This window comes from Shewanella loihica PV-4, assembly GCF_000016065.1.
In the GTDB taxonomy this organism is placed as follows: domain Bacteria; phylum Pseudomonadota; class Gammaproteobacteria; order Enterobacterales; family Shewanellaceae; genus Shewanella; species Shewanella loihica.
Genome location: NC_009092.1, coordinates 1138045 through 1164213 on the forward strand (window position 1 = coordinate 1138045; position 26169 = coordinate 1164213).

The following is a 26169-nucleotide window of genomic DNA, read 5'->3' on the forward strand; positions in this document are numbered from 1 at the left end:
TTGCCTTTGCCTGTTATAAGTCTTTTGAGTACGTCGTTAGGATCTTGGTATCAGCGGCTTGTTAGGCTATCAGAGGGGTTGCAGATTGCCGTTAGACAAATTGATCGAGCATTACAATAGTCGTCGACTTCCTAGGTTTGTGGAAACAGGGAAGAGCGTTAACTGAACAACAGATACAAAAAAGCCTGCAAGATGCAGGCTTTTTTGTTTGAATTGGTGGCCCCTCACAGACTTGAACTGTGGACCTAACGATTATGAGTCTAACACGCCAAATTGAGCTAACTGCATGATTTAGCTCGTCTTTTTCAAATTTTCTTTTCTAAAAAAACCTGCCGGAACGGCAGGTAAATCCCTTGTATTTACTGCCTCCGGAACAACGGTTTTGGAAGCAGTTTTACGTCTGAAATTTTACCTGCCGGGAAAAACAAAGCCCCCGAAAGCGAATGTCTGTGGCGGACAACTTTCGAGGGCTTCACCGGCTCACTGAGTGAGCGAATTTGTTTTACAGGGCACATGTTAGCCCTGTATCGAACAATTCGCAAGTAGCTCAGGGGCCGCACTCGGCCCAGAGAACGCGAAAGCAAGCCTGTGGCCGAGTCGGCGGCAGGTTTGTACGTCCTCCCCTGATTGTCGCGGGTCGCGCCGCTAACTTGGGGGCTGTCTCGCTGGGCTTGCCGCTCAGATTAGCCCCTCCTGGTGTAACAACCAGGCAAACCCTTGTTGCGGCTTGGCTGCTGCGGCTTGTGGTTAGTACAGAGGAAGCTCAGGGGGCCGCGTGGGATTATGCACCGCTTCAGTTGCTGCACGGGGAGTTGATCAGGCTAGGCCCCATAAAAACCCAAGCCAGTAAATCGCAGCATGGGGCGAAGGGTGTTGCCGGAGCGCGGAGCCACCAAAACGGCTTGAGAGAGCGCAGAGTGCCCAGAATCAGCTGGGATCATTACTGCCTGTACTCAGAGACATATCAAGCCTAGGTGACAGTACCGGCTGGCTGTAATGCCTTGAGGGCGCAGCTTTTCGCTTAGTGAACCAAAACCTTGCCTTAAAGGGTTTTTGGGGAGCTAGGGGAAAGACTGCGCCAGCCAGGGGGCTGGCCGCTTCGCGGGAGGCCGCAGGCCTCAAAAAAATTTAAAGCGCGGTGGAAGGTGTTTAGCCCACCAACCACCGCTAACCACAACCACCTTACAGGAGGTGATTCTATGGCTACTTATGATTCTAACGGTTCAGAAATCAATGGAACACAAGCTCGAAGCTTTGGACGTGTTTTATCGTTGCTTGTCGCTGTTGAACGACTCGAAAAACCCAATTTGGATGCATTGGTAGAGAGAACGAACCTTCCAGGTCGATCAATTCACGCAATGATTGGAAAGCTGCATAAAGACTATTTTGTGGTTATTGAAAGACAAAATGGTCGCCGGTTCGGTTATTACAAGGTTGTTGATTGGGGCGTCCTAGATCGAGATCGAATCCTCAAGATGGTTGGGGACGACGAATCAGAAAAGGCCGATGAAGAGCAGTGCGAGCTGGATTTCCAGCCAATTTGACAAGTGCTTTTCTGAAATTACGTTGAACTAACCCGAGAGGATTTTTTATGAATAAATATTCACTTCGATACCGTATTGCCAGAGCACAGTTGAGTTGTCATTTGCTTGAAACTGCTGCTGGTCAGGAATTTCCTGATATTCGTGATTGGTCAATATATGCGGTTACCAGATTTGTGGTTGATGGAAATTTTGTGTCGCCTGATCAGGTTCCGCTGATTGGTTCGGATGGCCGTCAGGTCGTTTTTCTCGGATATGCCGAACGTCGAGAAATTCCTGACATTAAGGCGATTAACGTCTCGTCCTTAGACCAGATCATGGCTCTACAGTTTTACAACCAGATCGCAGCTAATGCAGAGGTGGGTGTATGAAATCGTCCGTTCAGTTTAAATTTCAACTTATGGCCTGGCTGATTCATTTCGCCGGAGTGGTGTTTGCATTCATTGCTCTGCACTGGATTCAGGGTTGGCTTACCTGGTTTTCAAATGAATGGATCTCGGGCGCGTTCATAGTTTTTGGGGCGCTGTATTTGTCTGCGGTTACGATGCGTATTTACAACGGAGTTCATCCAGGGCCACGACTGATCCAGCAGCATTTTGAGCGTTTTGGAGGTCATCGTCATGAGTAGATGGACGATAGTCGAGAAGGAGGCCCTTAAACGGGCCTCCCATTTCGTCTGCGTAATTTTGGTGGCGCTCAGCTCACAAGCTCAGGCCACCAGTTGCGATCCCTGTATTCAGGCTGCCGCCAATGGCGCTGAATTCACAATGGTCAGCGCCATTAATACCGGCGTTACTTCCGTACAAGCGAATGAGGCCGCCACAAAGGCTCTTAACTCTGCAATACAGGCAACTGACACTGCAATCCTGGCAACATTGAATCTCAACACACAGCAACTTCTGCAGGGGTTGTCAGCTTCGACAAACAGAGTTGAATTGTCTGTTCAGCAAACCTCTAAAGCCGTAGAGCGGATGACTGATCACACGGTTAAAAGCATGGTGTCAGCTTTAAAGCAGGTTCGAGTTGCTGAGGAGGTGGATGAGAACAATAAGGCATATAGCGGCGTCCTTGCTCAACCACTTTCCGTGGAGATAGGAGCCAACAGAGCGCCCTTATTGAAACAGGGGTTTGTTCAGTCCGATCAGGTATGGCGCCAGATGGCAGACGACATGAATGCTTGGAGCAACAACACAAGCGATGCTGATCAGGCTGGAATGGGAGTTAAACAGGCTGCTCTACTGACTGAGGGGGAGGCCGTCTGGAGTCCGGTACCGCTAGTTACACAATCTCAAATTACCACAGACAAATCAGTTGAAATGCAAAAGCTGCTAACCATGCTAATCAATCCCGTTCCTCTACCTTCGGCGTCTGATGAGCAAATAGCTTTTAGTTCGGAGGCCGGTGAGTATGAGCTTGAACGTCGGATTCTCAATGCTCAATTAGGGCTTGTACACGCTGTATTAGCGAAATCAGTTGCCGACAAGCAACCACTCATTCCAATGTCAGATGAAGACTGGCAAAAGGGCTATGTAATGGCTGAGCCTGATAACAATGGCAGCGTATCTGTGATGAGTATGCTGGAATCAGAAACGATTGGGCGGTTAGGGGCTGAGGGCTGGTATCAGGACGTAAAAACAAAAACCCAGGCTGGCATATTAAGGGAGCAGGTTGCGATGGGATCAATCAATGCAGCGCTCTGGCATAGGCTACAGCAGCAGGAAGAGCAAGCGCTTGTTCTGCAGTCATTACTGCTGCTAAACACCTTACGGGAGGGGCAACCTCATGAGTGATATTTTGATGAACCAGCGAGAGCTGCTCAAGTGGTCACAACGACTTGCAGAAGATGACTGGAGCCACCAAGTTTGGGAAAACTTGGTATTCAGCGGAGCGTGTGCCAGTTTATGGCTTATCTGCATATTTACGTTAGTTGCCTGCCTGGTGCCGCCTATCAGACGGTTGATTCATAGTCGAACTGGTGTTTATCTGCCCTGGAATATCTGTGTTGGAGTGTGGCTGATTACAGGTCTAATCGGGATTATGGGATGGCCGTCTCTTTTCACAGTTGGCGTACTCGCCTATTGGGTTAATGCCACTGTCCCAGGGTGGTTGCTGGAACCAGTGGCAGAGTTTACTCAGCAGTTTTTTACTGCTGCTGGTTGGTTCATTTGGCGTTATTGATTACTTGGGGCTGAGCATTTTGCTGATTTTGCTCATCCCCGATTTTGCAGCACCGGTAGCACTTTTGATTCCATTGCCTGCTGCTTCCGACATTGATTGAGCACCACCACGGGTTTTATCTCTCATTGAGTGACCAGCCCCGCCCACCAATTTTGCTGCACCACCAACAAAAATACTGCGGCTTTGCTGCTCATTGGACGCTTCACCCAAATTCTCAGCCCCCCCTCCAATGTACCGTAATACCTTGTCTGGGACTTCATGAATTAATCCGTAAGCTCGATGCGCGATCTGGATCAGGACAATGGTGAAGATTGCCAGTAACGCGGCCAGTGTGACTACGCCGGACAGGCTATCACCTATCATCCCACTCATTGCCGGTAGAAAAAGCAACATGAGAACCTTACCCATGACGATGACCAGCAGCATTCCTGAGAAAAAACCAAATATGGCAAGAGTCGGCCTCAGAAATAGCGATAGGGCCACCATATAGCCCGCTTTGGCTCTCTCCCCTATGAACCCCTGCCCCTCAGGCATGGCATGGCTCACGGCCCAAACAGGAGCCGCTATTACGGCCTCGATGAGCATTACAAGCCAGCCAGCTACACCCATGATCCAGAGAATCATAGGGGTGGCTGGTAGATAAAATGCCAGCATCAGCGCGATTGGAATCAGTAAAAAACCCGCGCCGACCAGAGACCATAGAGTTTTGTTTGTCATACGGCAAAGCGTGCTGGTTACGGGTCGTGAGGCCCCGCCGATCAGACCGCCTACAGCTTCGCTGGTGTCATCGGCAACGCAAGCTGCCAGGTCAGTCAAAAATGCCGCCGCAAGCGTTGTCTCAAAGGCCGTTATTATCGTGTGTCCAACGTTTGCCATACCAGCAATAGGGTCTGGCTCACTCAATGCAAAATTCAATATTGAATCAGCAGTGCTCATAACAACGCCCAGCCCGTTATTGTCGTCTGCATAAGTAGATCGTTCCATTGCATTCACGAGTGCGCCGGTTCTTGGGTCAGTAACTTGCATATTCTGAGAATAAGCTGACAGGGCGCTGGAGAATATTTTGTAATCTGCATTTTCTATGGCCGATTCCGTTGGCCCTGATAATTCTGCCTGTACTGATACCATTTTTTGTGTTTCAGCATTAACTCGTTGCAAGTCCCAATACCATGCGCCGACTGAAATCCATCCGGCATCCCGAGCACCCACGGTCATACCAGCAGCATCGGGATTGCCGCCTGCCCATTTATTTATGCGAGCAGTAGCAATTTCGCTTAGTGCATCATTAACGGCTTTGTCATAGCCAATTTTGAATTGCTGGACAGCCATGTTGTAGGCGGTTGGATCAGGATCGGGCGCGGTATCATCCACCGCCTTTAGCACAATCTCTCTTGCCAAGGCATCGAGATCCTCATCCAGATCTGCATGAGCCTGAATGATTTTTGACTGAAAACTCCTGACGGGAACATCTATCGCCGTCCCTTCGTCAATTTCAGCGAATTCCAGACTGATAGAACCGCAGGGATTCGAGCCGTAACTTCTCGGAACACCACTCGGAAAACCAGAAAGCCAGGCTGCGCCATACGCGACGCCGGCACCAGCCAGACTGTAGCGACTGTCATACCGCTGCATGACTTTGTGCTGAACAGGAACCAGGGTAGACCCCGTTGAACCGGATGAACGCATGGAAACCACTTGATCATCAGCAACAATTTCAATCGGCTTCTCCTCAATATTTACATGCCGGTCAGCGGTATTGATTCCATGCATACAAACGCGCGATTCTAAAATTCGCATGGCCGTTTGTTCATAGTTGATGGCAATCTGCGGAGGGTATAGCGTACCAGTCCCACTGATATGATCTAGGGCCATATTCCACGTTGAGTTTGCCAATCCAATTCCATGTCCGGCCAACCAAAGCACACCAATCTGCATAGTGGAGTAACCCCCACTGAATGGCAAAACCAGAGCCAAGGCTACGACCATTCGTAGTGGTACCCACATAGTAGAATACATCTTCCCAAGAGGGTTTCCTTCGTGAGCCGAATTCAATACTCCGGTTAAAAACACGTAACCGATTATTAGGCCGGTAAACACAAGCATTCCTGTGTTCAGAATCTGTGACATTGCACCTAGCACTGAATCTGGAGCGGAAGGCCCCGTTCCTCCAGTAATGATGTCAACAGTCGAGCCAAATATATAACGGAGGTACTCCAAGCTTTTGTCTTGAGGATCAACGTCAGTTATCGACGCAAACGCCAATGAGCTACTCAGCAGAAGAGGGAGTAGCAGAAGTGCTGTTTTCATTCTCATAGTTTTTTATCTCCCATCCACGCGTAATTAGAAAGTTTCTATCTGTTTGTCGAGTTGCATGGCGATTTAATAATTCAGTCAATCCAGCCCTAAACTTTTCATTTCTTTCTGCCTCGGCTGCAACGCATGAAGCAATCACCATCAACTCCCGATTCCGTGCTTTTCGGTTTTCGGCTTTTTGCTGCGCAAGAAAATCGCTGAGCCTTGCGGTTAGCTGATCGTGTTTTTCCAACTCACTGGCAATTCTTGGATCAATCGATGCTAAGGCGCGTAGTTTTTTTTCTTCACTTGGTTTAAGTCGTGCCATAAAAATATCTCCAAACACATTCCACTTAATTCTTCCATCTCAAAAGCATCCCTTAAATAGAAAAGTGTCGAAAAGTACAGTTTTCTCTGGAGTTAAAAAGCGGGCTGATATTAGTCTCATTCAATGCATTAAATCAGCCGCTCAATTGTGCTGTTTAACAGCGTATAGGCGAGAGGATGCGAGTTTTTGCACAAAGTTTGAGGCTGGCACGGGGTGAGCCCCTCTGGCGATGAAGAGCGCAATACGAAAACTTCGTTTTCTTGCGGCAGGGGTAACCCCTGCACCCCAAAATCGGCTTATGCCGATTTTTAAAAACCATGAGGAATCGTTATGGCAATTTTCTTTCTTCGTATGAACCCAGTTTCAAGGCAAAAGAAATTGCCTAGCGGAAAAATTATTAAGCAATCAGCGACTGCTGGAGCGGCATACAGGGCGGCTGAAAAAATTGTTGATCAGAGAACTGGGAAGGTTTCGGACTACACCCAAAAAAAGGCGTAATGGCGACAATGCTATTTAACAATCAGGGATTAAGCAGAGCTGAGCTATGGAATATGAGCGAGCTATCAAATCCAAGGAAAAATTCTCGTGTTGCACGAGAGACCATTGTCGCCCTTCCACATGAGCTGAATTTGGATAGCTATAAATCCATTTTAACAAGATATGCCAATGCAATAGTTGAACGATATGGCGTTGCGGTTGATGTGGCCATTCATGCACCAGGTAGAGATGGCGACCATAGAAACTTTCATGCTCACGTCTACTGCACCACTCAAGTAATAGAAGATGGAAAACTTGGAAGGAAGGCAGAGATTGAGTGGAGTGATGCGAATCTGAAAAAGGCTGGAATACCAAAAGGAAAAGCACAGCTTTTGGCCGTTAAGCAGCTATGGGAAAAGTGTGTAAATCAGGAGTTTTACAGGCTCGGAATGGACGAGCGAATAGATCACAAGTTTGAAATTAAGGGAGACAAAATACCTCAAGTTCACGTGGGGCCGCATGGAACCAAGCTGGCTCGACATGGGAAAGGCCACGAGTCAGACGAGTGGCAAATTAACCAGGCGATCATCGCCTACAACAATGTTGTTTCATTACAACAAAAGAGGACTGAAAAAATGCAAAACCAATTACAAACCGAAATCCAAAGTAACACCTCGACACCTCAAAAAACCGCGACCGCCTACGGTGGTCTTGCAGCCTCTCAGGAGGCGGCTGAGGAAGCTCTGAAGCAGGTCAAACAGCGAACCCAGGAACAGCAAAAGAATGAATCGGAACAGATAGAGGCTGAGCGGTGGAAGCCAGCACAGATAGACCCCAACAAGGGCAGTGTTATCAATATGTTTCAACAGGATTCCCAGGGCGTTTATCGATGGACTAAGGGGCGAAATGAAGGTGCGGAAGCATTCCGCGATACGGGAAAAGCAATTCACAGTCAGACTACCAATTCATGGGCGCTGGCTGCCGAACTGGAGCTTGCAAAAGCCAAAGTTGATGCCGGTGACTGGAAGGAGATCCGCACTTTTGGCAGTGAGGAATATCGTCGTGCGGTGTGGATACAGGGACAAACGATGGGAATACAGGTTGAGGGTTACAAGCCCACGAAAGAAGAGCTTGCCAGATACGGCCAAGCACCTGCTCAAGGGTTGGCCGGTGATCAAAAATCAGCAGCAGAAGCTACCCAAAACCGCTTTCAAACAGACCAGAAATTTCAGAACAAATTCGAGAAAAATTCCGGCACGGCCAGCACGCCGGATAACTCCAACTCTAGCCCATCACGTAGTCCCAAAATGTAAGTCACTATTGGAGTATTCTAATGAGCAAGTCAAAAATTGAATTGGTAAAAGACAAAATAGCCTCTCTTCAAAGTCGCTTAAATTGCAAGCTTCAGGTGACGATCTATAACAGCGGATTAAACGATGATGACTTCAATCAAGCTGCGAGAGATTGTCGTATGTCGATGGTTACGTTTAAGTCAGATAGTGATGAATGGGGCGATACCCAGGGAGAGGTTTTTTCTGTGCGTGTTGTTGCTGAAGGGCTAGGAGAGATCCCTTATGCCCTTATGTGTGAGACGGCCTATTTCGAAAATGGCGAGGATAAGGGAGAGGCCGAAGTGTTCAGCAGTCGTGCGCTTGCCCCGGCAGCGCTGGCCAGCGTAGTGACCAGCATGTTGACCATTGATGAGCTTGAAAGCCTAGTTAATTCCGCCTGTGAGTCAGGAAAGCTTAATGACCAACAATTGACACTTATTAAGCAAGAATACCTAGGTGAGGAGGTGGCAGATGGCGTCTAACCAAGGCCGAACGATCCTGGACACGCTAGGGACTGCATTGCGCAGCCCCCAGACAATTCGCAATGAGTGCCTGGCTAAAGGTTTGGAGCGTTTCAAACTGAGGCAGGTAATGCGCCAGGCGGAAGAGCGGAACCAAGAAAGGCGGCAGGTAGAAATTGCCGAAAACCGCAGCAAGGCGCTTTTCAGCTCGAAAATAGATGAATTGGAGGATTTATCTAAAATGTTTGATGACTGAAACCGCACCAGTGCGGTTTTCGTCATTTAAATTCATTGAGTGGACGGGAATCAATGCGGTTTTCGGCATTTTCCCGTTCACCAGTCCCCACACAGATATGGCGAGGCAGTTCCATTGGCACGTCGTCCACAACCAGGTAGTTATACTTCTCTCTTTCCTCCTGAGATGCGGCATCAAATTCGGCTTGTGTGACCAAGAACCTTGGCAGATATTTCATCTATTGCCTGCCCTCAATGACTTGTTTCCCGTAGTCTCTCAGTTCACCTTTCGGGCTGACATAACGATACAGGGTCTGTCTAGATACTCCCAGTTCACGGCACAATTCCGAAACGTTCGTATCCCGGTGCTGCATTGACGCCTGAGCCAAACGAACCTGGCTCTTGGTCAACTGATGCCTGCGGCCACCCTTTTTGCCTCTTGCACGAGCGGCGCTGAGTCCGGCTAGAGTCCGTTCCCTAATCAGTTCGCGCTCGAATTCAGCCAACGCAGCAAATATCCCGAAAATCATCTTACCTGCGGCAGTGGAGGTGTCGATGTCTGCCCCTTGGCCGCTGATCACCTTGAGGCCAACCCCTCGATCGTTTAATCCCTGAACCGTATTTACAAGGTGTGTGAGATTGCGCCCCAGTCGGTCGAGCTTCCATACAACAAGTGTGTCCCCCTCCCGTAGAGCTTTAAGGCAAGCGTCAAGTCCCGGGCGGCTATCCTTCTTACCAGATAGCCGGTCGTAGTAGATATTGGATGGGTCTATGTCCAAAGCCCGCATAGCATCCTCTTGCAAATCCAAGACTTGAGAGCCATCAGACTTAGAAACTCGGACATATCCAATCTTCATTGAGTGGGTCACTTGTTGCGGTTGGAAAGGGACGTCAGCTTGACAGATTCGTCATGCTCTCTCAGATCGATAATGTAATCCGGCTCAGTAGAGAACCAGGCATAGGAGCCCCATGCCAGCTCAGAGATAGATTTTTTGAAGGGTTGCGAGCTTCGATCAAGAAATGCAGTTAGGAAAGCCAGGTGTTCGGGATCAAAGCCGGCTTCTGTCGCAAGAGTCGTCAGAATCTCTTTCCTTTGGCGGTTGATGGGGCCGTCAGATGCGACAACCTCAGTGAACACAACCAGCATTTCAAGTCCCGTGCTGTCGTCCCCTAGATCAACCAGGATAATGTCGGGAAGGGCCCGTGATGGATCTATTTGAAGCCCTAGCGCCTTCGCCAAGGCTTCGTCCTGGGCTACCACCTTGTTTCCCGATTCCGATAACCAGAGCACTTTTGGCTTTTTTAGGAATCTCGGTGCGAACTCTTCTATAACAGCCTTGGATATAAGGCTAGACGGCCCCGGTTCAAGTTTGCGTATTGCGCCATCAGGAAACTTGATCTGTACAGATTCGGAGTCCTCTGAGCCATAGTCCTTCATCAACTTCAGGCGTGTAATTGCGGCTTTTGAGAGATGTCTTTTCTGCCAGCTTTCAATTGCGGCATCGAGATCATCACCGTAAAGGTTGATAGAAAATAGTGCTGAAAATTCTTTTTGTAGGGCGTAAGTGGGCTTTGATGAAGTGGTGGGGATACCTTGGCGAACTACAACGGCTTGAAGGGGAATCAGCCCTGTTCGGATGGTTTCATCCCGTACAGGCTCCCGACTGTTCGCCGCATACCAAGGGTTTTCAGGCTTCTTTTTCTTATTGGAAAGCATCATTTTTACCCATGCTTTCCTGTTTTCGGCATCAGTTAGTTGGGCTTGCTCATCCGTCATATCCGTGACCTGGCTTGGACGAACCCATCGATCTGATCCCTCAATGGCTCCGGCATAGAACATCACATAGATGGTTTTAGCTGCCATTTCTCGAATAAGATAATTTCTGTGCTCTGTGCCTTCTGGGAAAATTTGTGGGAGTCTTTCAGCGATCAATGCTAACGATGGTACTTCCGGAAATGTCACTTTGTTTTTTCCCCATAGAATTCTGACACCTTGCGCTCTATCGTCGCTTTAGGGCATCCGCTACTGATTAATTGTTCTAATTCGCAAATTTGGTCAACGGTGGGCAGAGGTAAAGCATTCAATTCATAGGCAGATACAGCAACGCTGCCACTGATACCACGAAATGCCCTGTCCACGGCTTCAGTGCTGAGTAAGGCGCAAACAGTTTTCGGGCTGACTACTGCAATGTCTAAGCCTTCGCAGTAAATCATGTTGAGGTGGTTTTCCACTACGGCCCCGCCATGCTCATCTAAGAAGTCTTGTGGTAACAAGGCTGGGATTAGGCGGCGAGCCTGCTCTTTCGCAGTAGTACGCTGCAGCAGAACACAAGAATGCCGTGTTACCAGGTGAGGCTGTTTAGCGGAGAGCGCAAGATACGGAACATGATTCCGGCGAGTGGCGCTGAACTTGAATCCGTCGGCTGTTACTGATTCTGCCCAGATCAATGGCAGAGTGCTTTTTGAAGGCATCGAGCGGAGCTGATCTTTGTGGCGGTTCCACACCAGTTGGCCAGTCGAGACTGTATAGCCAAGGTCGATCAGGCGCGTGGGCATCTTTTCCAGGTTGGCGATAAATTTCGCATCAGCCGTGCTGCGAGGAAGTACCCAAGGCTCACCCGACTTAGGAATTTTAACCTTACCGATCTTTTCAACCTTCGCGGAATTTAGCCCTTGCGGCATGATCAGCGATATATTGGCAGACTGATTACTTTTCTCTTTTTTGTATGCTGTCAGTAAGGTTTCCTGAAGTACGTCATCAAAGACGCCATTTCGATCAGAGATGAAGTCAATACCTTTTACCGTTGTTTCGGCGGTCAGCAGCTCGCGCAGTGATTTGAAATATTGCCCACCCAGGAATGAAGTGGGAGTGAGGTAAGCAACCACACCATTGTCAGCAGCAAGTCGCAATGCCAAGTCTGTAAACAAACCATATAGATTCGCATGGCCGTACAATGACCGAGAATAGGTGTCCCGCATTTCCGGAGAAAGTGTTGTACGCCCATAGGGAGGGTTGCCAATTACCAAGTCAAAAGTGCCCATATTGGACACGTTAAGTGCATCTCCAACGGTGACTAGATTCGGCAATCGCCGTTTAGCCTCAACACATAGCGGAAGAATAGATGCTTCTAGGATGACGCTGCTCATCCATGCAGCAAAGGGGTCAATTTCGATACCACGCAGCCTTTGGCCAATGCGTTTGAGCGTCCATTCAGCGGACGCTTTGGGCATGCGCTTAATCATTCTCATGGCAACAGGGGCCAAGAAGGCACCGCCACCACATGCAGGGTCAATTGCCGTACCCTTGCCGAAATCAAAGCCAGCTTTTTCGGCCAGATCCAGCAGTCTGGATACCAGCGGCGGCGGCGTGTAATAAGCCCCCAGGCTTGAGCGCAAGGAGCTGGGTAACATTACCGTGTAGATTGAGCCAATCAGATAACCAGCATCTTCTACTGGGAACTGAGCAATCAGCTCTCCTGTATCTGCAGCCAACTGAAGGGCATCAGGCTCAATTTCCTGCTCCAGGTATTGAGAGCCTTTAGGCTTCATTCTCGACTTGTAGCGTTTGCAGAGGGTCTGCCAGTACGCATCGATTACGGCAGCACAAAATACCCGCGCATCCTGAACACGTTGCTCATCAGAGTTACGTGAGTTTGCAAAGCCCCTCGCCATCGCTTTGCAGGCATGGTAGCGCACGAGTGGGTCATTGAGCTGTGCAACATCCTGTAAGGCAAGCGCCGTTCTCATTGTCGTTTCCTTATCGGTAAGGGTGGTGGTGTGTTGCATAAACCACCGTTTGTGGAGCGCCCAAGAATATGGCCCCCAACCCCAAAATTTCCGCATCATATACTGTAACTTATACAGTGTCTATTAAACGTAGCACAGTTTAATTATGGAACAAAAATAAGATTTTTCACTTGTCTTGATATGTATTGTATGTATAATACGTACATACAATACATACACGGAGCCGCAAAGATGAAAATTAAGCCAGAGATTAGGGAGAGAATTGTTGTTGCTGCCAGTGCGCTGGCGGCAGAAGGCATTGACAGCCCTACCAATGAGCAGGTGCGCGAGCGTATGGGTGGCGGTTCGCTTTCTCATATATCGCCTGTTATGCGCGAATGGAGGGAGTCAAGAAAGGCAGAAGTTGTTGCAGCCTTGGAGATGCCTGCTGAATTGAGGAAGGCTATTGAGTCCTCTGTGGGGCAAGTGTGGACTGCAGCCAGCAAGCTGGCATCTGCCCAGGTTGAGACCGTGCGGCAGGAAGCTGACGCCGCCATCGAGGCCGCCACCGGTGAGCGGGATGAGGCGTTGGCAGAGGTTAGCCGTCTGGAAGAGCGAATTGCTGAGCTGCAAAAAGCCGTGACTGAAAAAGAGCAAGCTGTCAGTCAGGCTCGCGAAGAGCTGGAAAGAGATCGCGCTCAAAGCTCCAAGTTGATTAGCGATAATGCCGCCCTTGTCGCTCGTGTGGATGACAGGGATGAACAGATCAAAGGGCTTAAGGCCGAGTGGAAAGAGTCGCGTGATGACAATAAGGCTCTGCAAAATGAGCTTGTTGAGATAGCGCGTGATTCTGGCAAGGGTAAGCGGTAAGTTTGGTGGGTAGACCTCGCCGGTCTGGCTTCGCGTCTCTCGATAGAGAGAACGCAGTGAACGTACCGGCGAGCAAAGAGAAAAGCAAATCAAGTGGAAATAGTGCGGTTTTCGGCAGTGTTTCTTCCACTTCATTTGAGTTTTAGGGTGTTTGAGGCACTTTCTCTCGAAAAGTGAAGTTTTTTGTTGATGGGGGTTGACGGCTGAGACAAAAATTCAATTGTCCGCGGTCATCCGCCGTCCGCAACACGTGAGCTAAACGAAAGAAGAGGTGCTTATGGATCTACTACTAACAGACGATGAAGTGACAATGTTGACTGACTACGAAAAGCCGAAGGCTCAGTGCAGGCAGTTGATGAAAATGGGGATTACATTTGAGGTCGGTCGAACCGGCAAACCAAAGGTGCTGCGAGATGCAGTGAAAGAAAAGCTCGGCGGATCTAGCTTCCGCAAACGCAAAGAGCCAGCAGTAAACGTTGCCGCACTGAGCGGCATGTAAGGAGGTCACGATGGGAAGACGGCGGAAATCGGACAATCATTTACCTCCAAAGGTGTATCAGCGCTCAGGTAGTTATTACTTCGTTGATAAAGATGGTAAGTGGATTAAGTTGGCCTCCAGCTACCCCGAGGCAATGGTTAAGTATGCAGAAATTGTTGGCGATGTTGGAAATCTGGTTACCGTTAGTGATCTGCTGGATCGCTACCTGCGGGAAGTGGCTCCGCTGAAGGCCGAGGCTAGCTACAAAAGTAATCTGGCGCAGTCAAAATTTTTGCGAGCAGGTCTGGGAGATATTCGGGTGGATGAGCTGACGCCACGGCACATCTACCAATATATGGATGTGCGAGGAAAAAAGGGGAAAACACAGACAAATCGTGAGATTGCAATGTTGTCCCACATGCTCAAATATGCCATTCGCTGGGGATTGATCGATCACAATCCCTGTCGCAGTGTTATGCGCTTTAAAGAGACACCCAGAGATCGCTATATTGAGGATAAAGAATATAAAGCATTCAGAGATTTTGCAGGCCCCCTAATTGCCGCGTATATGGATTTTAAGCTTCTAACGGGGCTCAGAAAGTCGGACATTTTGAAGTTAAGGCGAGATGCACTGAAAGAGGACGGGATTCATGTTTTGATCAACAAGACGAAGCGGAAAATCATTATCTCTTGGTCAGATCACCTTCGGGCCGCAGTGCAGGCGATTAAAGATTTGCCTCGCCCGATTAACAGTATTTATTTGTTTTCAACGCGAAAGGGCCAGCCTTACACGACTGATGGGTTTTCATCCATCTGGCAGCGAAAGATGGTCAAAGCGATGGAAAAAGGTATATTAACGGAACGGTTCACCGATCACGATGTGAGAGCTAAGACAGGAAGCGATGCGGAGTTAGAGCATGCTACCAGGTTGCTGGCTCATCTCGATGCGAAGGTGACCCAGAAACACTACAGAAGAAAGACAGCAGTAGTGCGTCCTTTGATGTAGTATTTTGGAAACGGCTGGTTTTTTTGGAAAGAGGTCTGAAAAAGCTGGCGTGATAGACCCTCAGATTGAGGCGTCTGGATTCAGTTAGGATGGGGTGTTTTGAGCACCCTCAAGGTTAAAGCCAAAAACCTTCTAACTGATTGATTTGAAAGGAAAAATGGTGGGCCCAGCAGGACTTGAACCTGCGACCGATCGATTATGAGTCGAGCGCTCTAACCAACTGAGCTATAGGCCCATTTAAACTTTCCTTTCTCCCCAGGCCAACTGATTATGAGTCGTGTGCTCTAACCAACTGAGCTAAGGGGCCGACTTAAGATAGTCGTCACTATCGAAAGCGCAAAGAAGTATACGAGGTTTAAAAGCGCTTGTCACCACCGATCTGGCAAGAATTCTGAACTTTGAATTCAACTGCTTATCTGTTGTTCAATCGGATTATAAGCAGGGGCATAAAATAAAAAAGCCAGCACTGTGGCTGGCTTTTCTGCTCTGTTTTAGACGCTGCTAGCGAGTCTATTCATCCAGGAAGGATTTCAAGATCTCTGAGCGAGACGGGTGACGCAGCTTACGCAGTGCCTTGGCCTCGATCTGACGAATACGCTCACGGGTCACGTCAAACTGCTTGCCCACTTCTTCTAGGGTGTGGTCGGTGTTCATATCGATACCGAAACGCATGCGCAGAACCTTGGCTTCACGGGCGGTCAGGCCGGCGAGCACTTCGTGGGTGGCGTTCTTCAGGCTCTCACCGGTGGCGCTGTCCAGTGGCAACTCGAGGGTAGTATCCTCGATGAAATCACCTAAATGCGAATCTTCATCATCGCCGATAGGGGTTTCCATTGAGATAGGCTCTTTGGCGATCTTGAGTACCTTGCGGATCTTATCTTCCGGCATCAACATGCGCTCGGCCAGCTCTTCAGGTGACGGCTCGCGTCCCATCTCTTGTAGCATCTGACGGCTGATACGGTTGAGCTTGTTGATGGTCTCAATCATATGAACCGGGATACGAATGGTACGTGCCTGGTCGGCAATCGAACGCGTGATCGCCTGACGGATCCACCAGGTTGCATAGGTCGAGAACTTGTAACCACGACGGTATTCAAACTTGTCTACCGCCTTCATCAGGCCGATGTTACCTTCCTGGATCAGATCCAGGAACTGTAGGCCACGGTTGGTGTATTTCTTCGCGATAGAAATTACCAGACGCAGGTTAGCCTCAACCATTTCTTTCTTAGCGCGGCGAGCCTTGGCTTCACCGATAGACATGCGACGGTTGATATCCTTGATGGCGGCAATGGCCAGGCCGGTTTCATTCTCGATGGCATCGAGCTTGGCGCGGCAACGTTGAACGTCTTCGGCAACCATCTCCAGCCCTTCGGCATAGGGCTTCTTGGCGGCAATCTCTTCGTTGAACCATTCGATGCTGCTCTCGTTAGAGGTGTAGACCTTAACGAAGTTCTTCTTCGGCATCTTGGCCTGCTCGACACACAGCTTCATGATGAGGCGCTCTTGAATACGCACCTTGTCCATCATTTCGCGCATGTTCTTCACCAGGCGGTCGAACTGCTTAGGTACCAGACGGAACTCTTTGAAGATCTCGCCAATGTCGAACAGGGCGGCAGTCGCTTCTGGGTGTTCACGACCTTTAAGTTCAATCACTTTTAAGGCTTTTTCGTGTGCTTCACGCAGCTGGGTGAAACGCTCGCGCGCTTCTTCCGGATCCGGGCCTTTTGGCGAATCTTCTTCATCGCCGTCATCGTCCTCGTCATCGCCCTCGTCATCTTCGTCGTCGAGATCGTCGTCCGACAATTCTGAGCCGATATGGGTCGCCGTCGGCGCCATGTCTTCGGCATTAGGGTCAACAAATCCAGAGATAATGTCTGATAGTCTGACTTCTTCAGCTTCGTAGCGGTCGTACTGCTCAAGGATCATGGCGATCGCTTGAGGATATTCGGCTACAGACGCCTGAACCGTGTTGATACCTTCTTCGATACGCTTGGCGATTACGATTTCGCCTTCGCGGGTCAGAAGTTCTACCGTACCCATCTCGCGCATGTACATACGCACGGGATCTGTGGTACGACCCAGTTCAGCTTCAACCGTAGCCAGAGCCGCGGCAGCTTCTTCGGCAGCATCTTCATCGGTGCTGTCTTCAGACATCATGATCTCATCGGCATCCGGCGCCTGCTCATAGACGCGAATACCCATGTCATTAATCATCTGGATAATATCTTCGATCTGGTCTGAGTCGACCATATCTGCAGGCAAGTGATCGTTCACTTCTGCATAGGTTAAATAACCTTGCTCTTTACCTTTGGCAAGCAACAATTTAAGTTGCGACTGCGGAGTTTGCTCCATAGATATCATCCAAGTTGGGTAACTGTTACAACGACGGGCATTGTGTGCCGCGCAAATCGTCAATTATAGCCGTGTGCACTGTGCTGTGCTAGTCCAAGTGTTTACTTTGTGAGACAAATTTTGCTCTAAGCTTGCCCTTGGATTACTGCGATGAGCTTTTTAAGTTGCATCCGCTCTTCTTTAGTATGGTGCTGTTTTAAGCTCAATTCCTGATAACGTTGTTCAATATATTGATTGTTCAACCAAATCAGGGCTTTTTTGAACTCTTGCTGAAGGTTTTCATCCGCCACTTGATGCTCCCATTGGGCTAATTTCTTCAGGGTGTCTAGCTGATCGTCACCCCTGAACTGTTCAAGTAGTTGTGCGCTGTTGACCTTCTCGGCGCGAGTTCTGTCGAGTAAGAGGCTGAGCAAATCTATGCCAGCCATCTTGATATGTTTTAGCGCAGGCTGCACAGGCAGGTTATTGCCTAGGTGCGGATGCTGTACCAGCAGGGCGATGGCTAGTCGCAGTGGGGTACCGCGTCCCTTAAGCGCTTTGTTTTGCAGGGGCTTATTTGCATCAATGCGTTTAAAGCCGAGCTTACGCTGCAATTCTTCTGCACTGTTCATGCCGAGCTTATAGGCGAGATTCTCAAGCAAAAGGCTCTGCAGAACTGTGTCTTGTACTTTCTCTATCAGGCTCATGGCCTGTTTGGCCAGGGTGCCCTTGTCCGTGCCATAGCGGCTGGCTAAGGTATCGAACAGAAATTCCGGTAGTAACTTGGCCTCGGCAATCAGCTGCTCGAAGGCCGGTTTGCCTATCTGACGCACCAGCGAGTCGGGATCTTCCCCCTGGGGCAAGAACATAAATTTTACTTGGTCGCCGGGCTTGAGCAGCGGCAGGGCGGTTTCAAGTGCCCGCCAGGCCGCCTCGGTACCTGCCTTGTCGCCGTCGTAACAACAGATCACCTCTTTGGCGCTGCGCAGCAACAACTGAAATTGATCCGCCGTGGTCGAGGTGCCCAGAGAGGCAACCGCATAGTCGACGCCAAATTGTGTCAGGGCCACCACGTCCATATAGCCTTCGACAATCAGGATCTGACTGGGATCCCTGTGTCTCTGTTTGAGTTCATACAGGCCATAGAGTTCATAGCCCTTATGAAATATGGGCGTTTCCGGCGAATTCAAGTATTTCGGCGTGCCGTCACCTAAGACTCGGCCGCCAAAGCCAATTACTCGGCCGCGGCGATCGCGAATGGGGAACATGAGGCGGTCACGGAACCTGTCGTAACGCTTGCCGCTGTCGTTCTCAATCACCATACCTGCGGTGAGTAGCTTGTCCTGGGCATCCTGGTTTTGCCGGTAACGCCCTAAAAGGCCATCCCAACCATCGGGAGCGAAGCCGATGTTGAAGTGCTCGATCACCTCATCGGAGAGGCCTCGGTGGGCGAGGTAGTCGAGCACCTTCTGCTTGTCTGTGTGCTGTTTCAGTTGGCTTTGAAAGTAGCGGCTGGCCTCTTCCATCAGCTGGTAGAGGTCGCGGCTTAAGCCTTCGTCGCGGCGTTTGCCTGTACCTTGCTCTCTGGGGACTTCAAGGCCTAAACGGCCGGCGAGTTCCTCGATGGCATCGACAAAGTCGAGCCTGTCATATTCCATGACGAAATCGATGGCATTGCCATGGGCGCCACAGCCGAAGCAGTGATAAAACTGTTTGTCTCTGCTGACGGTAAAAGAGGGTGACTTTTCGCTATGGAAGGGGCAACAGGCAGAATGATTTTTGCCCGCCTTTTTCAGGGGGACCTTGGCGTCGATGAGATCGACTATATCGGTGCGAGCTACAAGCTCATTGATAAACTCACGAGGTATCGCCATTGCTGTATAAATGCCGCCTTTTCGCGAAATTAAACCGAAAGAGTAGAAACAAACAAGCCGTGCGTAGGCACGGCTCATTCATACATTGAACTTAAGATTACTTGAGTTTTGCCTTGATCAGAGCGCCAATTGACGCCATGTCGGCTCGCCCTTGTACCTTAGGTTTCAATGCTCCCATTACTTTGCCCATATCCGCCATGGATGATGCGCCTACCTCTTGGATAGTGGCATCGACTAGCTCGGCAACCTCTTCTTCAGAAAGAGGCTTAGGCAGGAAAGTCTCGAGGACTCGAATCTCTCCGGCTTCTGCTTGGGCTAGTTCGTCACGACCTGCCGCTTCATATTGAGCGATAGAGTCGCGACGTTGTTTAACCATTTTGGTTAAGACAGCTATGGCTTGATCATCATTCAGCGTCTCGCGGTTATCCACTTCGATCTGTTTGATGGCAGCCAGCGCCATACGAATCGTACCTAGACGCACCTTATCTTTGGCGCGCATGGCTTCTTTCATCTGGTCTTTTAGCTGATCAACTAGGCTCATAAGAGATTAGTATAAACGTACGCGACGCGCGTTTTCGCGAGAAAGCTTCTTAGCAAGACGCTTAACTGCAGCAGCTTTAGCGCGCTTACGTGCAGTAGTTGGCTTCTCGTAGAATTCACGAGCACGAACGTCGGCTAGGATACCAGCTTTTTCACAAGAGCGCTTGAAACGACGTAGAGCTACGTCAAATGGTTCATTCTCACGTACTTTAATAATTGGCATACGCCATCACCCCTTAGGTGTAGTTTGTATTGAGTTAATTTCTTAACCCAAGTTAATTTAAAAATGGTGCGGAATTCTATACCGACTGTCGACCTTTTGTAAACCCCCTTGTGGCGATCCTTTCGGGATCCTTTTTCGGGGCAACATCCTTAAGTTTAGCATTTCCTTGTGTCTATATCGTGGTAGACATCACGACAGACCAGTTGAGGACGCCTGGTGCATGCCCCATCAAGTCTGGGCTCGGCCGGGATCGTCGGGCGATACTTGGTGAGTGTGCAATCCATTGGTATTTCCGCGGGCAAGCAGGTAAAATTGGCCGCCACTTTATTTAGCGTGATGAGGAAAAATGCGAGTTTTAGGTATAGAGACATCTTGTGATGAGACAGGTATCGCCGTCTATGATGACGAAAAAGGCCTGTTATCTCATGCGCTTTACAGTCAAGTTAAACTACACGCCGATTACGGCGGGGTAGTGCCTGAGCTCGCATCGCGCGACCATGTGCGCAAGATCATCCCGCTGATAAGGCAAGCCCTGAAAGAGGCTAACTGCACTCAAGATGATATCGATGCCATCGCCTATACCAAGGGCCCAGGTCTGGTGGGCGCCCTGTTGGTGGGGGCCTGCGTCGGCCGCTCGCTGGCCTTTGCCTGGGGCAAGCCCGCGGTGGGCGTGCATCATATGGAAGGTCATCTGCTGGCGCCTATGCTCGAAGAGGATGTGCCGGAATTTCCATTTCTGGCGCTGCTGGTCTCAGGCGGTCACTCTATGATGGTGGCGGTCGAGGGTATAGGTCGCTATCAGGTGCTGGGTGAATCTGTGGATGACGCCGCCGGTGAAGCCTTCGATAAGACGGCTAAGCTGATGGGGCTGGATTATCCTGGTGGACCGAGACTCGCTAAGCTGGCCGCCCAGGGCGAGCCTAACTGCTACCGTTTTCCACGCCCGATGACAGACCGTCCCGGGCTGGACTTTAGCTTCTCTGGCCTTAAGACCTTTGCCGCCAATACCATCGCCGATGAGCCCGATGATGAGCAGACCCGCGCCAATATCGCTCGCGCCTTCGAAGAAGCCGTGGTCGACACCCTGGCCATCAAGTGTAAACGCGCCCTGAAACAGACTGGCTATAACCGTCTGGTGATCGCCGGTGGCGTGAGCGCTAACAGCCGTCTGCGCGAGAGCCTGGCGGAGATGATGCAGGGGCTCGGTGGTAGGGTCTACTACCCCAGAGGCGAATTTTGTACCGATAACGGCGCGATGATCGCCTATGCCGGCATGCAGCGACTCAAGGCCGACCAGCTAGAGCCGCTCGCGGTGAAGGGGATGCCCCGCTGGCCGCTGGACTCGCTACCACCGGTCTAATCAACTCGCTCCTTATCGTTGCGACAAAAGCCCTTCCTACGAAGGGCTTTTTTGTATTTGGTGAACGTATGATTTTGCTTAAACGACAGGCTGAGATAATTACTGAGCTATTGTATGGGGGAGCTAATATGCGGGTTAGCTGTGGGGGTTACTTGGGATAAGACTTAGTTGCCGTCGGTGCGCTTCTTGCGTGATACCTTTGACTCTTCGCCCTTGAGTAGGCGATGAATGTTTTCCTTGTGGCGTATGATGATCAGCAAGGAGAGCATGGCCACGGGCACGGTAAAGCGCTCGTCGAAATACCAGGTATAGGCGGGGGCCAGCAGGGCGGTGACTATGGCGGCCAGTGATGAGTAGCGGCAGATCAGTACCACTATGACCCAGGTGGCGATCAGTGCCAGAGACAGATCGGCACCTATGGGCGCCATGGCGCCGAAGGCGGTCGCAACGCCCTTGCCGCCCTTAAACTTAAAGAAGATGGGGAAGATATGCCCCAGACAGGCGGCGATGGCGATCACCCCGAGGGAGACGGCATCGACGCCGAGACGGAAAGCGACATAGGCGGGCACCGCGCCCTTGAGCATATCGAACAGCAACACCATGGCGGCGGCGCTGGCGCCACCGATACGCAGCACATTGGTTGCGCCTGGATTGCCTGAGCCTTGGCTACGAGGATCGGGTAACCCTCTGAGTCGACAAACTAGCACGGCACTGGATATCGAGCCTGCCAGGTAGGCGGTCAATATCATCGCTAGAGTCAGCAGCGTTAAGCTCAAATTGGTTTCCTTATCCTTCTTAAGGTATTATCCCGCCCTAGTTATTGAGGCGGCTGACTAAACCTTGTATTTTACGCACTGGTTGATTGGCCATGTAATGATAACGGGCGATTTTGGCATCCGTTTTCTTATCCCTGATTCGTTGTCATTACAGTCGCTTATCCTACTTGGGTTTTCGGCTGCACGAAAGGGGAAATCACAGATATCTGTGTGATCCGGGGCATTATAACCATATTGGTCCTTGTAGCTTATTAGACCTCTTCTATTACCTATTTTTTTGCCTATCGGGAGGCATCATGGACAAGGTACTTATTTCACAGCTTAAAGTCGAAACCGTGATCGGTATTTACGAGTGGGAAAAGCAGATCCATCAAAACCTGCTGATCGACCTCGAGATGGCCTGGGACAACAGTCTGGCGGCCGCCAACGACGACTATCAACATGCCCTGTGTTACGAGACCGTCTCAAATCGGCTCACGGCCCTGATCACCGAGAAGCCGATAGAACTAATCGAGACGGTAGCGCAGATCTGCGCCGACTGCGTCATGGATGAGTTTGACGTGCCTTGGGTGAAGGTGAGGGTGATGAAGCCCGGCGCCGTGCCCAGCGCGCAGGCCGTGGGTGTCGAGATAGAGCGAGGTCATCTGTAACCTTATGGCACGCATCTTCATCAGCATTGGCAGTAATATTCACCCTGAGGGCTACTTTAACGCCGCCCTCAAGGCCTTAAGCACTCACTTCGATAACCTATGCCTCTCCAGCGTCTTTGAGAGCGAGGCGGTCGGTTTCGATGGCAGCAATTTTCTCAACATGGTGGTCGCCGCCGATACCCAGCTTGGTATCGCCGAGGTGGTGGCGCTGTTTAAACAGATAGAGTCGGATAATGGCAGGCTGCCGGGGGCGAAGAAGTTTAGCCCTCGCACCCTAGATCTCGACCTGCTGCTCTATGACGACTTGGTGACCGAGACGCCCATAGTGCTGCCGCGCGCCGAGATCACCACCAACGCCTTCGTGCTCTGGCCGCTGGCGGAGATCGCCCCCGAGCGGGTCCATCCCGTGGCGCAGCTTTCTTATCAGACCCTATGGGACAATTATGATAAGTCGCAGCAGAAGCTGTGGCCTGTCGAATTTCAATGGTCTTATTAATTTCATTAGCCGACCCAAATCGTAAAGGATAATCATGGATATTTTTCAGGTAATAGTCTTGGCCCTTATCCAAGGCCTGACTGAGTTTTTACCTATTTCTAGCTCTGCCCACCTCATCTTACCCGCCCAGCTGCTTGGCTGGCAGGACCAGGGGCTGACCTTCGACGTGGCGGTGAATACCGGATCCTTATTGGCCGTGGTGATCTATTTTCGCCGTGAGCTCTTCTCCATGTTTACCGCTTGGACCAGCAGTCTGGTGACGCGTCAGCAGACTCAGGAGAGCAAGCTGGCCTGGTGGATCATTCTGGCAACCATTCCTGCGGTGATCTTTGGCTTTACCGCCAAAGACTTCATCTCGACTCATCTGAGAAACATCGAGGTGATCGCGACAACGACTATCGTCTTCGGCCTGCTGCTGTGGTGGGCGGATAAGTTAAACCGAGAAGGTTTTAGCGAGTTTCAGGTGGGCTGGAAGAAGGCGCTACTTATTGGCTTCGCTCAAGCGATGGCGCTTATCCCAGGTACCTCACGCTCAGGTGCAACCATTACCGCGGCCTTAGCTCTGGGCCTAAGCCGTGAGGCGGCGGCGCGCTTCTCGTTTCTCATGTCTGTGCCCGTCAGCCTGGGCGCGGCCATCTTGGTGGTGAAAGATCTGCTCTCCAGTCAGGAGGCGATCGATTATCAGGCGCTGGTCTTGGGTACGGCGCTGTCATTTGTGGCCGCCTATCTCTGCATCCACTACTTCCTGAAGATCATCAGCCGCATGGGGATGACGCCTTTCGTTATCTATCGTCTCGCCTTAGGGGCTATCCTGTGTGTAGTGATTTTTGCCTGATGGCCGCGAAGTTAAGTTATTAAGAGAGCCCTATGAATAGTCATTATTTGTGTCCCCTCTGCCAAGCGCCGCTGATGGTGCATCAAGGCAGCCAGGGGCTACACTGCGCCAACAAGCACCATTTCGACAAGGGGCCGCAGGGGTACTGGGTGTTCAGTCAGCCCAAGAAGCCCCATATCGATTCGCGGCAGTTGATGCGTGCCAAACACTTTCTGTTGGAATCGGGTATCTTCGCCCCCGTGGTCGAGGCCATTCAGCGTCAGCTAACTGAGCGATTGCCGAGTGATGCCACGTTGTCGCATCTGGATGTCGACAGCGGCGAGGGTTATTACCTGCGGGCGCTGGCTGGTGTGTTTAACGCGCTTGGCCAAGCCGTTGAACAGACAGGTGTCGCCGAGGCGGAGAACGCCCTGTTTGTGGCGGCAAAGGCGCAGCCTGAGGCCAATCTGGTTCAGAGCCAGCTCAAGGTGTTACCCTTCGCCGATGACAGCTTCGATCTGGTGAGCCTGTTCGATAAGCCGCTCAAAGGCAAGGAGCCGCTGCGGGTGCTTAAACCCGGCGGCACCTTTATCTGGTTATCGCCGGGCCCGCGTCACCTGTGGCAGATTAGAGAATTTATCTATCCTAACTTAACCGAGAAAGGCGGTGAGCCGCAGCAGCCTAAAGGTGTCACCCTGGTGGCGAGCGAGCACATTACTTATTCCCTGGCGCTCAGCGGCGAGCAGGCGCTGACGTTGCTGGAGATGACCCCCTTTGCCTGGCGGGCCAACGATAAGATAAAGCGGCAGATCACTCAGCAGGAGTTTGCGGCGCTGGAGATAGATCTCTATCTCACCCTGGCGACGAAAGATGCTTAGGTGAAAGTACATTTATTCACCACTAGAAAATCCCGGCGGCTCGGGTTACCCTTTGAGCCAAACCTTTAACTCGATTTTTGGAAAACCGTTTTGATGATGCGTAAATTGCTGTTGCTCATCTTGAGTCTCGCACCACTGCAGTTACTTGCTAATGTCTATTCCCTGCCGGCCAATGGCGGCCGCCTCATCGGTGAGCTGCAGACCCATGTGGTCGAGAAGGGCGACTACTTCAAAACCATCGCCGATAAATACAATATCGGTATCTTGGAGTTGATGGAAACCAATCCTGGGGTGGATCCTTTCCTGCCGACTCCGGGCACCCAGTTAGTGATCCCCACCCAGATGTTGCTGCCGGATGTGCCGCGCAAGGGCATAGTGATCAACCTGCCGGAGCTGCGTCTCTACTATTTCCCTAAGAATGGCCGCGAGGTGCATGTCTTCCCCGTGGGCATTGGCCGTATCGGCCGTGAAACCCCAGAGATGACCACCAAGATTAAGGCGCGTATCCCTAATCCGAGCTGGACACCGCCGGCGAGCCTGCGCGCCGAGCACCTGCGTGAGCGCGGCGAGGTGTTGCCGCCCGTGGTGCCTGCTGGCCCGGATAACCCACTGGGTAAATACGCCATGCAGCTCTCCTATGGCGATGGCAGCTACCTGATCCACGGCACCAACAAGGATTTCGGTATCGGCATGCGCGTCAGCGCCGGCTGTATCAGACTCAACCCAGATGATATAGAGTGGTTGTTCCATCAGGCCAAATATGGCGACAGCGTGCGGGTGATCAACCAAACGGTAAAGATTGCTACCGAGCCCGATGGCCGTCAGATCATCGAGGTGCATTCGCCCCTGTCAAAGACGGAAGATCAGCCCCGTGAGAAGGTGATCAGCCTGAGCAGCAAGGTGGTGAAATTTATCAGCCAGGAAAGCGTCGACAACACCAAGGCAAACGATGCCCTGCTGACCCAGAACGGCATCCCTATGGTGATCTCACATCCACCGCTAACGGCGGCTCAGGATTTAGAGATCACTCCCTAGATTTTATTAGGTTTGAGTGACTGGTGAGTATATCTAAGGCGTCCATTGGGCGCCTTTTTTGTGGGCGCTTTTTTAGCGGAGGTCTGGAGTGAGTGTCTTAAATAGCCGTGCGTGACTAGGCGCTACAGGCTAAAACGAAAACTTAGATACAGTCGGTGCAGAAAGCTTAGAGGATGAGCTGAGTCAGAGAAACTTGAGGTGAAGAGTGGGGGATGACGAGCTTAGGAGAGAATTGAAAGTTAACGCAGTGGGGGGAAAACATATCGGCAA

Annotated in this window: 29 protein-coding genes and 2 tRNA genes; 18 read left to right on the forward strand and 13 right to left on the reverse strand. The window is 50.8% G+C overall.

All coding sequences use genetic code 11. The features are described 5' to 3' along the window. Positions 1-214: 214 nt before the first annotated feature. Positions 215-282: transfer RNA gene (locus tag SHEW_RS20665), tRNA-Met, on the reverse strand. 917 nt (positions 283-1199) lie between these two features. Between SHEW_RS20665 and SHEW_RS20080 the strand changes: the two genes are divergently transcribed. From SHEW_RS20080 to SHEW_RS05085, 5 genes are read left to right on the forward strand one after another with little or no spacing between them, the layout of a single operon-like run. Further along, the gene (locus SHEW_RS20080) at positions 1200-1544 is read left to right on the forward strand and encodes a helix-turn-helix domain-containing protein (protein WP_011864791.1); all 345 of its coding nucleotides are present in this window, start codon (positions 1200-1202) and stop codon (positions 1542-1544) included. Positions 1545-1591: 47 nt separating this feature from the next. Further along, entirely contained in the window at positions 1592-1912 is a 321-nt protein-coding gene (locus SHEW_RS05070; protein ID WP_041406455.1) for a hypothetical protein, read from the forward strand. Continuing rightward, a complete protein-coding gene (locus SHEW_RS05075) occupies positions 1909-2169 on the forward strand; it encodes a hypothetical protein (RefSeq protein WP_041406457.1) in 261 nt (86 codons plus the stop codon). The genes SHEW_RS05070 and SHEW_RS05075 overlap by 4 nt, the downstream gene beginning before the upstream one ends. Next, positions 2162-3331: a hypothetical protein gene (locus SHEW_RS05080; RefSeq protein ID WP_041406458.1), complete on the forward strand. Its 1170-nt coding sequence runs from the start codon at positions 2162-2164 to the stop codon at positions 3329-3331. The genes SHEW_RS05075 and SHEW_RS05080 overlap by 8 nt, the downstream gene beginning before the upstream one ends. Then, on the forward strand, positions 3324-3719 hold the full coding sequence (locus SHEW_RS05085; RefSeq protein ID WP_041406460.1) for a hypothetical protein: 396 nt from the start codon (positions 3324-3326) through the stop codon (positions 3717-3719). The genes SHEW_RS05080 and SHEW_RS05085 overlap by 8 nt, the downstream gene beginning before the upstream one ends. Here SHEW_RS05085 and SHEW_RS05090 read toward each other — a convergent pair whose 3' ends face one another. Together SHEW_RS05090 and SHEW_RS20670 are read right to left on the reverse strand one after the other, a co-directional pair. Then, a complete protein-coding gene (locus SHEW_RS05090; RefSeq protein WP_011864793.1) occupies positions 3720-6032 on the reverse strand; it encodes a DotA/TraY family protein in 2313 nt (770 codons plus the stop codon). Further along, entirely contained in the window at positions 5986-6339 is a 354-nt protein-coding gene (locus SHEW_RS20670) for a hypothetical protein (RefSeq protein WP_150099945.1), read from the reverse strand. Before SHEW_RS20670 ends, SHEW_RS05090 begins: the two co-directional genes overlap by 47 nt. A 330-nt stretch (positions 6340-6669) precedes the next feature. Here SHEW_RS20670 and SHEW_RS20990 point away from each other — a divergent pair, with 330 nt between their 5' ends. The 4 genes from SHEW_RS20990 to SHEW_RS05105 are packed head-to-tail and all read left to right on the forward strand — an operon-like array spanning position 6670 to position 8864. Beyond that, the gene (locus tag SHEW_RS20990; RefSeq protein ID WP_150099946.1) at positions 6670-6837 is read left to right on the forward strand and encodes a MobA/MobL family protein; all 168 of its coding nucleotides are present in this window, start codon (positions 6670-6672) and stop codon (positions 6835-6837) included. Continuing rightward, entirely contained in the window at positions 6837-8129 is a 1293-nt protein-coding gene (locus SHEW_RS20995; RefSeq protein WP_011864794.1) for a MobA/MobL family protein, read from the forward strand. The genes SHEW_RS20990 and SHEW_RS20995 overlap by 1 nt, the downstream gene beginning before the upstream one ends. A gap of 20 nt (positions 8130-8149) precedes the next feature. Continuing rightward, positions 8150-8629, forward strand: coding sequence for a hypothetical protein (locus SHEW_RS05100; RefSeq protein WP_011864795.1), 480 nt, complete (start codon positions 8150-8152; stop codon positions 8627-8629). Next, entirely contained in the window at positions 8619-8864 is a 246-nt protein-coding gene (locus SHEW_RS05105; protein ID WP_041406463.1) for a hypothetical protein, read from the forward strand. The genes SHEW_RS05100 and SHEW_RS05105 overlap by 11 nt, the downstream gene beginning before the upstream one ends. 22 nt (positions 8865-8886) lie before the next feature. Here the strand turns inward: SHEW_RS05105 and SHEW_RS05110 are convergent, their stop codons facing one another. The 4 genes from SHEW_RS05110 to SHEW_RS05125 are packed head-to-tail and all read right to left on the reverse strand — an operon-like array spanning position 8887 to position 12628. Further along, entirely contained in the window at positions 8887-9081 is a 195-nt protein-coding gene (locus tag SHEW_RS05110; protein WP_041406465.1) for a hypothetical protein, read from the reverse strand. Further along, a complete protein-coding gene (locus SHEW_RS05115) occupies positions 9082-9699 on the reverse strand; it encodes a recombinase family protein (RefSeq protein WP_011864796.1) in 618 nt (205 codons plus the stop codon). It abuts the gene before it with no gap. An 8-nt stretch (positions 9700-9707) separates the two neighbouring features. Continuing rightward, on the reverse strand, positions 9708-10805 hold the full coding sequence (locus SHEW_RS05120) for a BsuBI/PstI family type II restriction endonuclease (RefSeq protein ID WP_011864797.1): 1098 nt from the start codon (positions 10803-10805) through the stop codon (positions 9708-9710). Further along, positions 10802-12628 (reverse strand): HsdM family class I SAM-dependent methyltransferase, encoded by a 1827-nt coding sequence (locus SHEW_RS05125; RefSeq protein ID WP_223294765.1) that lies wholly within the window; start codon positions 12626-12628, stop codon positions 10802-10804. The genes SHEW_RS05120 and SHEW_RS05125 overlap by 4 nt, the downstream gene beginning before the upstream one ends. Before the next feature lie 192 nt (positions 12629-12820). Between SHEW_RS05125 and SHEW_RS05130 the strand changes: the two genes are divergently transcribed. From SHEW_RS05130 to SHEW_RS05140, 3 genes are all read left to right on the forward strand, one after another. Further along, a complete protein-coding gene (locus SHEW_RS05130; protein ID WP_011864799.1) occupies positions 12821-13438 on the forward strand; it encodes a DNA-binding protein in 618 nt (205 codons plus the stop codon). Positions 13439-13715: 277 nt separating this feature from the next. Continuing rightward, positions 13716-13937, forward strand: coding sequence for a DUF4224 domain-containing protein (locus SHEW_RS05135; RefSeq protein WP_041406468.1), 222 nt, complete (start codon positions 13716-13718; stop codon positions 13935-13937). Positions 13938-13947: 10 nt separating this feature from the next. Beyond that, positions 13948-14922 (forward strand): tyrosine-type recombinase/integrase, encoded by a 975-nt coding sequence (locus SHEW_RS05140; RefSeq protein WP_011864800.1) that lies wholly within the window; start codon positions 13948-13950, stop codon positions 14920-14922. 158 nt (positions 14923-15080) lie between these two features. On the opposite strand, the gene SHEW_RS05145 is transcribed toward SHEW_RS05140, so the two are convergent. The 5 genes from SHEW_RS05145 to rpsU form a co-directional block, all read right to left on the reverse strand. Next, positions 15081-15157, reverse strand: a tRNA-Ile gene (locus SHEW_RS05145). Between the two features lie 275 nt (positions 15158-15432). Then, positions 15433-17274, reverse strand: coding sequence for an RNA polymerase sigma factor RpoD (gene rpoD, locus SHEW_RS05150; RefSeq protein ID WP_086023614.1), 1842 nt, complete (start codon positions 17272-17274; stop codon positions 15433-15435). A gap of 125 nt (positions 17275-17399) precedes the next feature. Further along, on the reverse strand, positions 17400-19127 hold the full coding sequence (gene dnaG / locus SHEW_RS05155; RefSeq protein WP_041406471.1) for a DNA primase: 1728 nt from the start codon (positions 19125-19127) through the stop codon (positions 17400-17402). 97 nt (positions 19128-19224) lie between these two features. Continuing rightward, on the reverse strand, positions 19225-19668 hold the full coding sequence (locus tag SHEW_RS05160) for a GatB/YqeY domain-containing protein (RefSeq protein ID WP_011864803.1): 444 nt from the start codon (positions 19666-19668) through the stop codon (positions 19225-19227). Between the two features lie 6 nt (positions 19669-19674). After that, positions 19675-19890, reverse strand: a complete 216-nt coding sequence (gene rpsU, locus SHEW_RS20315; RefSeq protein WP_006080725.1) for a 30S ribosomal protein S21 — start codon at positions 19888-19890, stop codon at positions 19675-19677. Between the two features lie 346 nt (positions 19891-20236). Here rpsU and tsaD point away from each other — a divergent pair, with 346 nt between their 5' ends. Then, entirely contained in the window at positions 20237-21250 is a 1014-nt protein-coding gene (gene tsaD / locus SHEW_RS05165) for a tRNA (adenosine(37)-N6)-threonylcarbamoyltransferase complex transferase subunit TsaD (RefSeq protein ID WP_011864804.1), read from the forward strand. A gap of 164 nt (positions 21251-21414) precedes the next feature. Here the strand turns inward: tsaD and plsY are convergent, their stop codons facing one another. Continuing rightward, positions 21415-22026 carry a glycerol-3-phosphate 1-O-acyltransferase PlsY gene (gene plsY / locus SHEW_RS05170; RefSeq protein ID WP_011864805.1) on the reverse strand — a complete coding sequence of 204 codons (612 nt, stop codon included), beginning with the start codon at positions 22024-22026 and terminating at the stop codon, positions 21415-21417. 296 nt (positions 22027-22322) lie between these two features. Between plsY and folB the strand changes: the two genes are divergently transcribed. The 5 genes from folB (at position 22323) to SHEW_RS05195 (ending at position 25899) form a co-directional block, all read left to right on the forward strand. Further along, entirely contained in the window at positions 22323-22676 is a 354-nt protein-coding gene (gene folB, locus SHEW_RS05175; RefSeq protein ID WP_011864806.1) for a dihydroneopterin aldolase, read from the forward strand. A gap of 4 nt (positions 22677-22680) precedes the next feature. Further along, positions 22681-23172 carry a 2-amino-4-hydroxy-6-hydroxymethyldihydropteridine diphosphokinase gene (gene folK, locus SHEW_RS05180; protein WP_011864807.1) on the forward strand — a complete coding sequence of 164 codons (492 nt, stop codon included), beginning with the start codon at positions 22681-22683 and terminating at the stop codon, positions 23170-23172. A 34-nt stretch (positions 23173-23206) separates the two neighbouring features. Further along, positions 23207-24007 carry an undecaprenyl-diphosphate phosphatase gene (locus tag SHEW_RS05185; protein ID WP_011864808.1) on the forward strand — a complete coding sequence of 267 codons (801 nt, stop codon included), beginning with the start codon at positions 23207-23209 and terminating at the stop codon, positions 24005-24007. A 32-nt stretch (positions 24008-24039) separates the two neighbouring features. After that, complete coding sequence (locus tag SHEW_RS05190; RefSeq protein WP_011864809.1) at positions 24040-24864, forward strand: putative RNA methyltransferase; 825 nt, start codon at positions 24040-24042, stop codon at positions 24862-24864. Positions 24865-24957: 93 nt separating this feature from the next. Beyond that, the gene (locus SHEW_RS05195) at positions 24958-25899 is read left to right on the forward strand and encodes a L,D-transpeptidase family protein (protein ID WP_011864810.1); all 942 of its coding nucleotides are present in this window, start codon (positions 24958-24960) and stop codon (positions 25897-25899) included. Positions 25900-26169: the final 270 nt, after the last annotated feature.

Coding starts and splice junctions, on each gene's coding strand:
- SHEW_RS20080 (WP_011864791.1), top strand. CDS start 1,200: ATGGCTACTTATGATTCTAACGGTTCAGAAATCAATGGAACACAAGCT.
- SHEW_RS05070 (WP_041406455.1), top strand. CDS start 1,592: ATGAATAAATATTCACTTCGATACCGTATTGCCAGAGCACAGTTGAGT.
- SHEW_RS05075 (WP_041406457.1), top strand. CDS start 1,909: ATGAAATCGTCCGTTCAGTTTAAATTTCAACTTATGGCCTGGCTGATT.
- SHEW_RS05080 (WP_041406458.1), top strand. CDS start 2,162: ATGAGTAGATGGACGATAGTCGAGAAGGAGGCCCTTAAACGGGCCTCC.
- SHEW_RS05085 (WP_041406460.1), top strand. CDS start 3,324: ATGAGTGATATTTTGATGAACCAGCGAGAGCTGCTCAAGTGGTCACAA.
- SHEW_RS05090 (WP_011864793.1), bottom strand. CDS start 6,032: ATGAGAATGAAAACAGCACTTCTGCTACTCCCTCTTCTGCTGAGTAGC.
- SHEW_RS20670 (WP_150099945.1), bottom strand. CDS start 6,339: ATGGCACGACTTAAACCAAGTGAAGAAAAAAAACTACGCGCCTTAGCA.
- SHEW_RS20990 (WP_150099946.1), top strand. CDS start 6,670: ATGGCAATTTTCTTTCTTCGTATGAACCCAGTTTCAAGGCAAAAGAAA.
- SHEW_RS20995 (WP_011864794.1), top strand. CDS start 6,837: ATGGCGACAATGCTATTTAACAATCAGGGATTAAGCAGAGCTGAGCTA.
- SHEW_RS05100 (WP_011864795.1), top strand. CDS start 8,150: ATGAGCAAGTCAAAAATTGAATTGGTAAAAGACAAAATAGCCTCTCTT.
- SHEW_RS05105 (WP_041406463.1), top strand. CDS start 8,619: ATGGCGTCTAACCAAGGCCGAACGATCCTGGACACGCTAGGGACTGCA.
- SHEW_RS05110 (WP_041406465.1), bottom strand. CDS start 9,081: ATGAAATATCTGCCAAGGTTCTTGGTCACACAAGCCGAATTTGATGCC.
- SHEW_RS05115 (WP_011864796.1), bottom strand. CDS start 9,699: ATGAAGATTGGATATGTCCGAGTTTCTAAGTCTGATGGCTCTCAAGTC.
- SHEW_RS05125 (WP_223294765.1), bottom strand. CDS start 12,628: ATGCAACACACCACCACCCTTACCGATAAGGAAACGACAATGAGAACG.
- SHEW_RS05130 (WP_011864799.1), top strand. CDS start 12,821: ATGAAAATTAAGCCAGAGATTAGGGAGAGAATTGTTGTTGCTGCCAGT.
- SHEW_RS05135 (WP_041406468.1), top strand. CDS start 13,716: ATGGATCTACTACTAACAGACGATGAAGTGACAATGTTGACTGACTAC.
- SHEW_RS05140 (WP_011864800.1), top strand. CDS start 13,948: ATGGGAAGACGGCGGAAATCGGACAATCATTTACCTCCAAAGGTGTAT.
- rpoD (WP_086023614.1), bottom strand. CDS start 17,274: ATGGAGCAAACTCCGCAGTCGCAACTTAAATTGTTGCTTGCCAAAGGT.
- dnaG (WP_041406471.1), bottom strand. CDS start 19,127: ATGGCGATACCTCGTGAGTTTATCAATGAGCTTGTAGCTCGCACCGAT.
- SHEW_RS05160 (WP_011864803.1), bottom strand. CDS start 19,668: ATGAGCCTAGTTGATCAGCTAAAAGACCAGATGAAAGAAGCCATGCGC.
- rpsU (WP_006080725.1), bottom strand. CDS start 19,890: ATGCCAATTATTAAAGTACGTGAGAATGAACCATTTGACGTAGCTCTA.
- tsaD (WP_011864804.1), top strand. CDS start 20,237: ATGCGAGTTTTAGGTATAGAGACATCTTGTGATGAGACAGGTATCGCC.
- folB (WP_011864806.1), top strand. CDS start 22,323: ATGGACAAGGTACTTATTTCACAGCTTAAAGTCGAAACCGTGATCGGT.
- folK (WP_011864807.1), top strand. CDS start 22,681: ATGGCACGCATCTTCATCAGCATTGGCAGTAATATTCACCCTGAGGGC.
- SHEW_RS05185 (WP_011864808.1), top strand. CDS start 23,207: ATGGATATTTTTCAGGTAATAGTCTTGGCCCTTATCCAAGGCCTGACT.
- SHEW_RS05190 (WP_011864809.1), top strand. CDS start 24,040: ATGAATAGTCATTATTTGTGTCCCCTCTGCCAAGCGCCGCTGATGGTG.
- SHEW_RS05195 (WP_011864810.1), top strand. CDS start 24,958: ATGATGCGTAAATTGCTGTTGCTCATCTTGAGTCTCGCACCACTGCAG.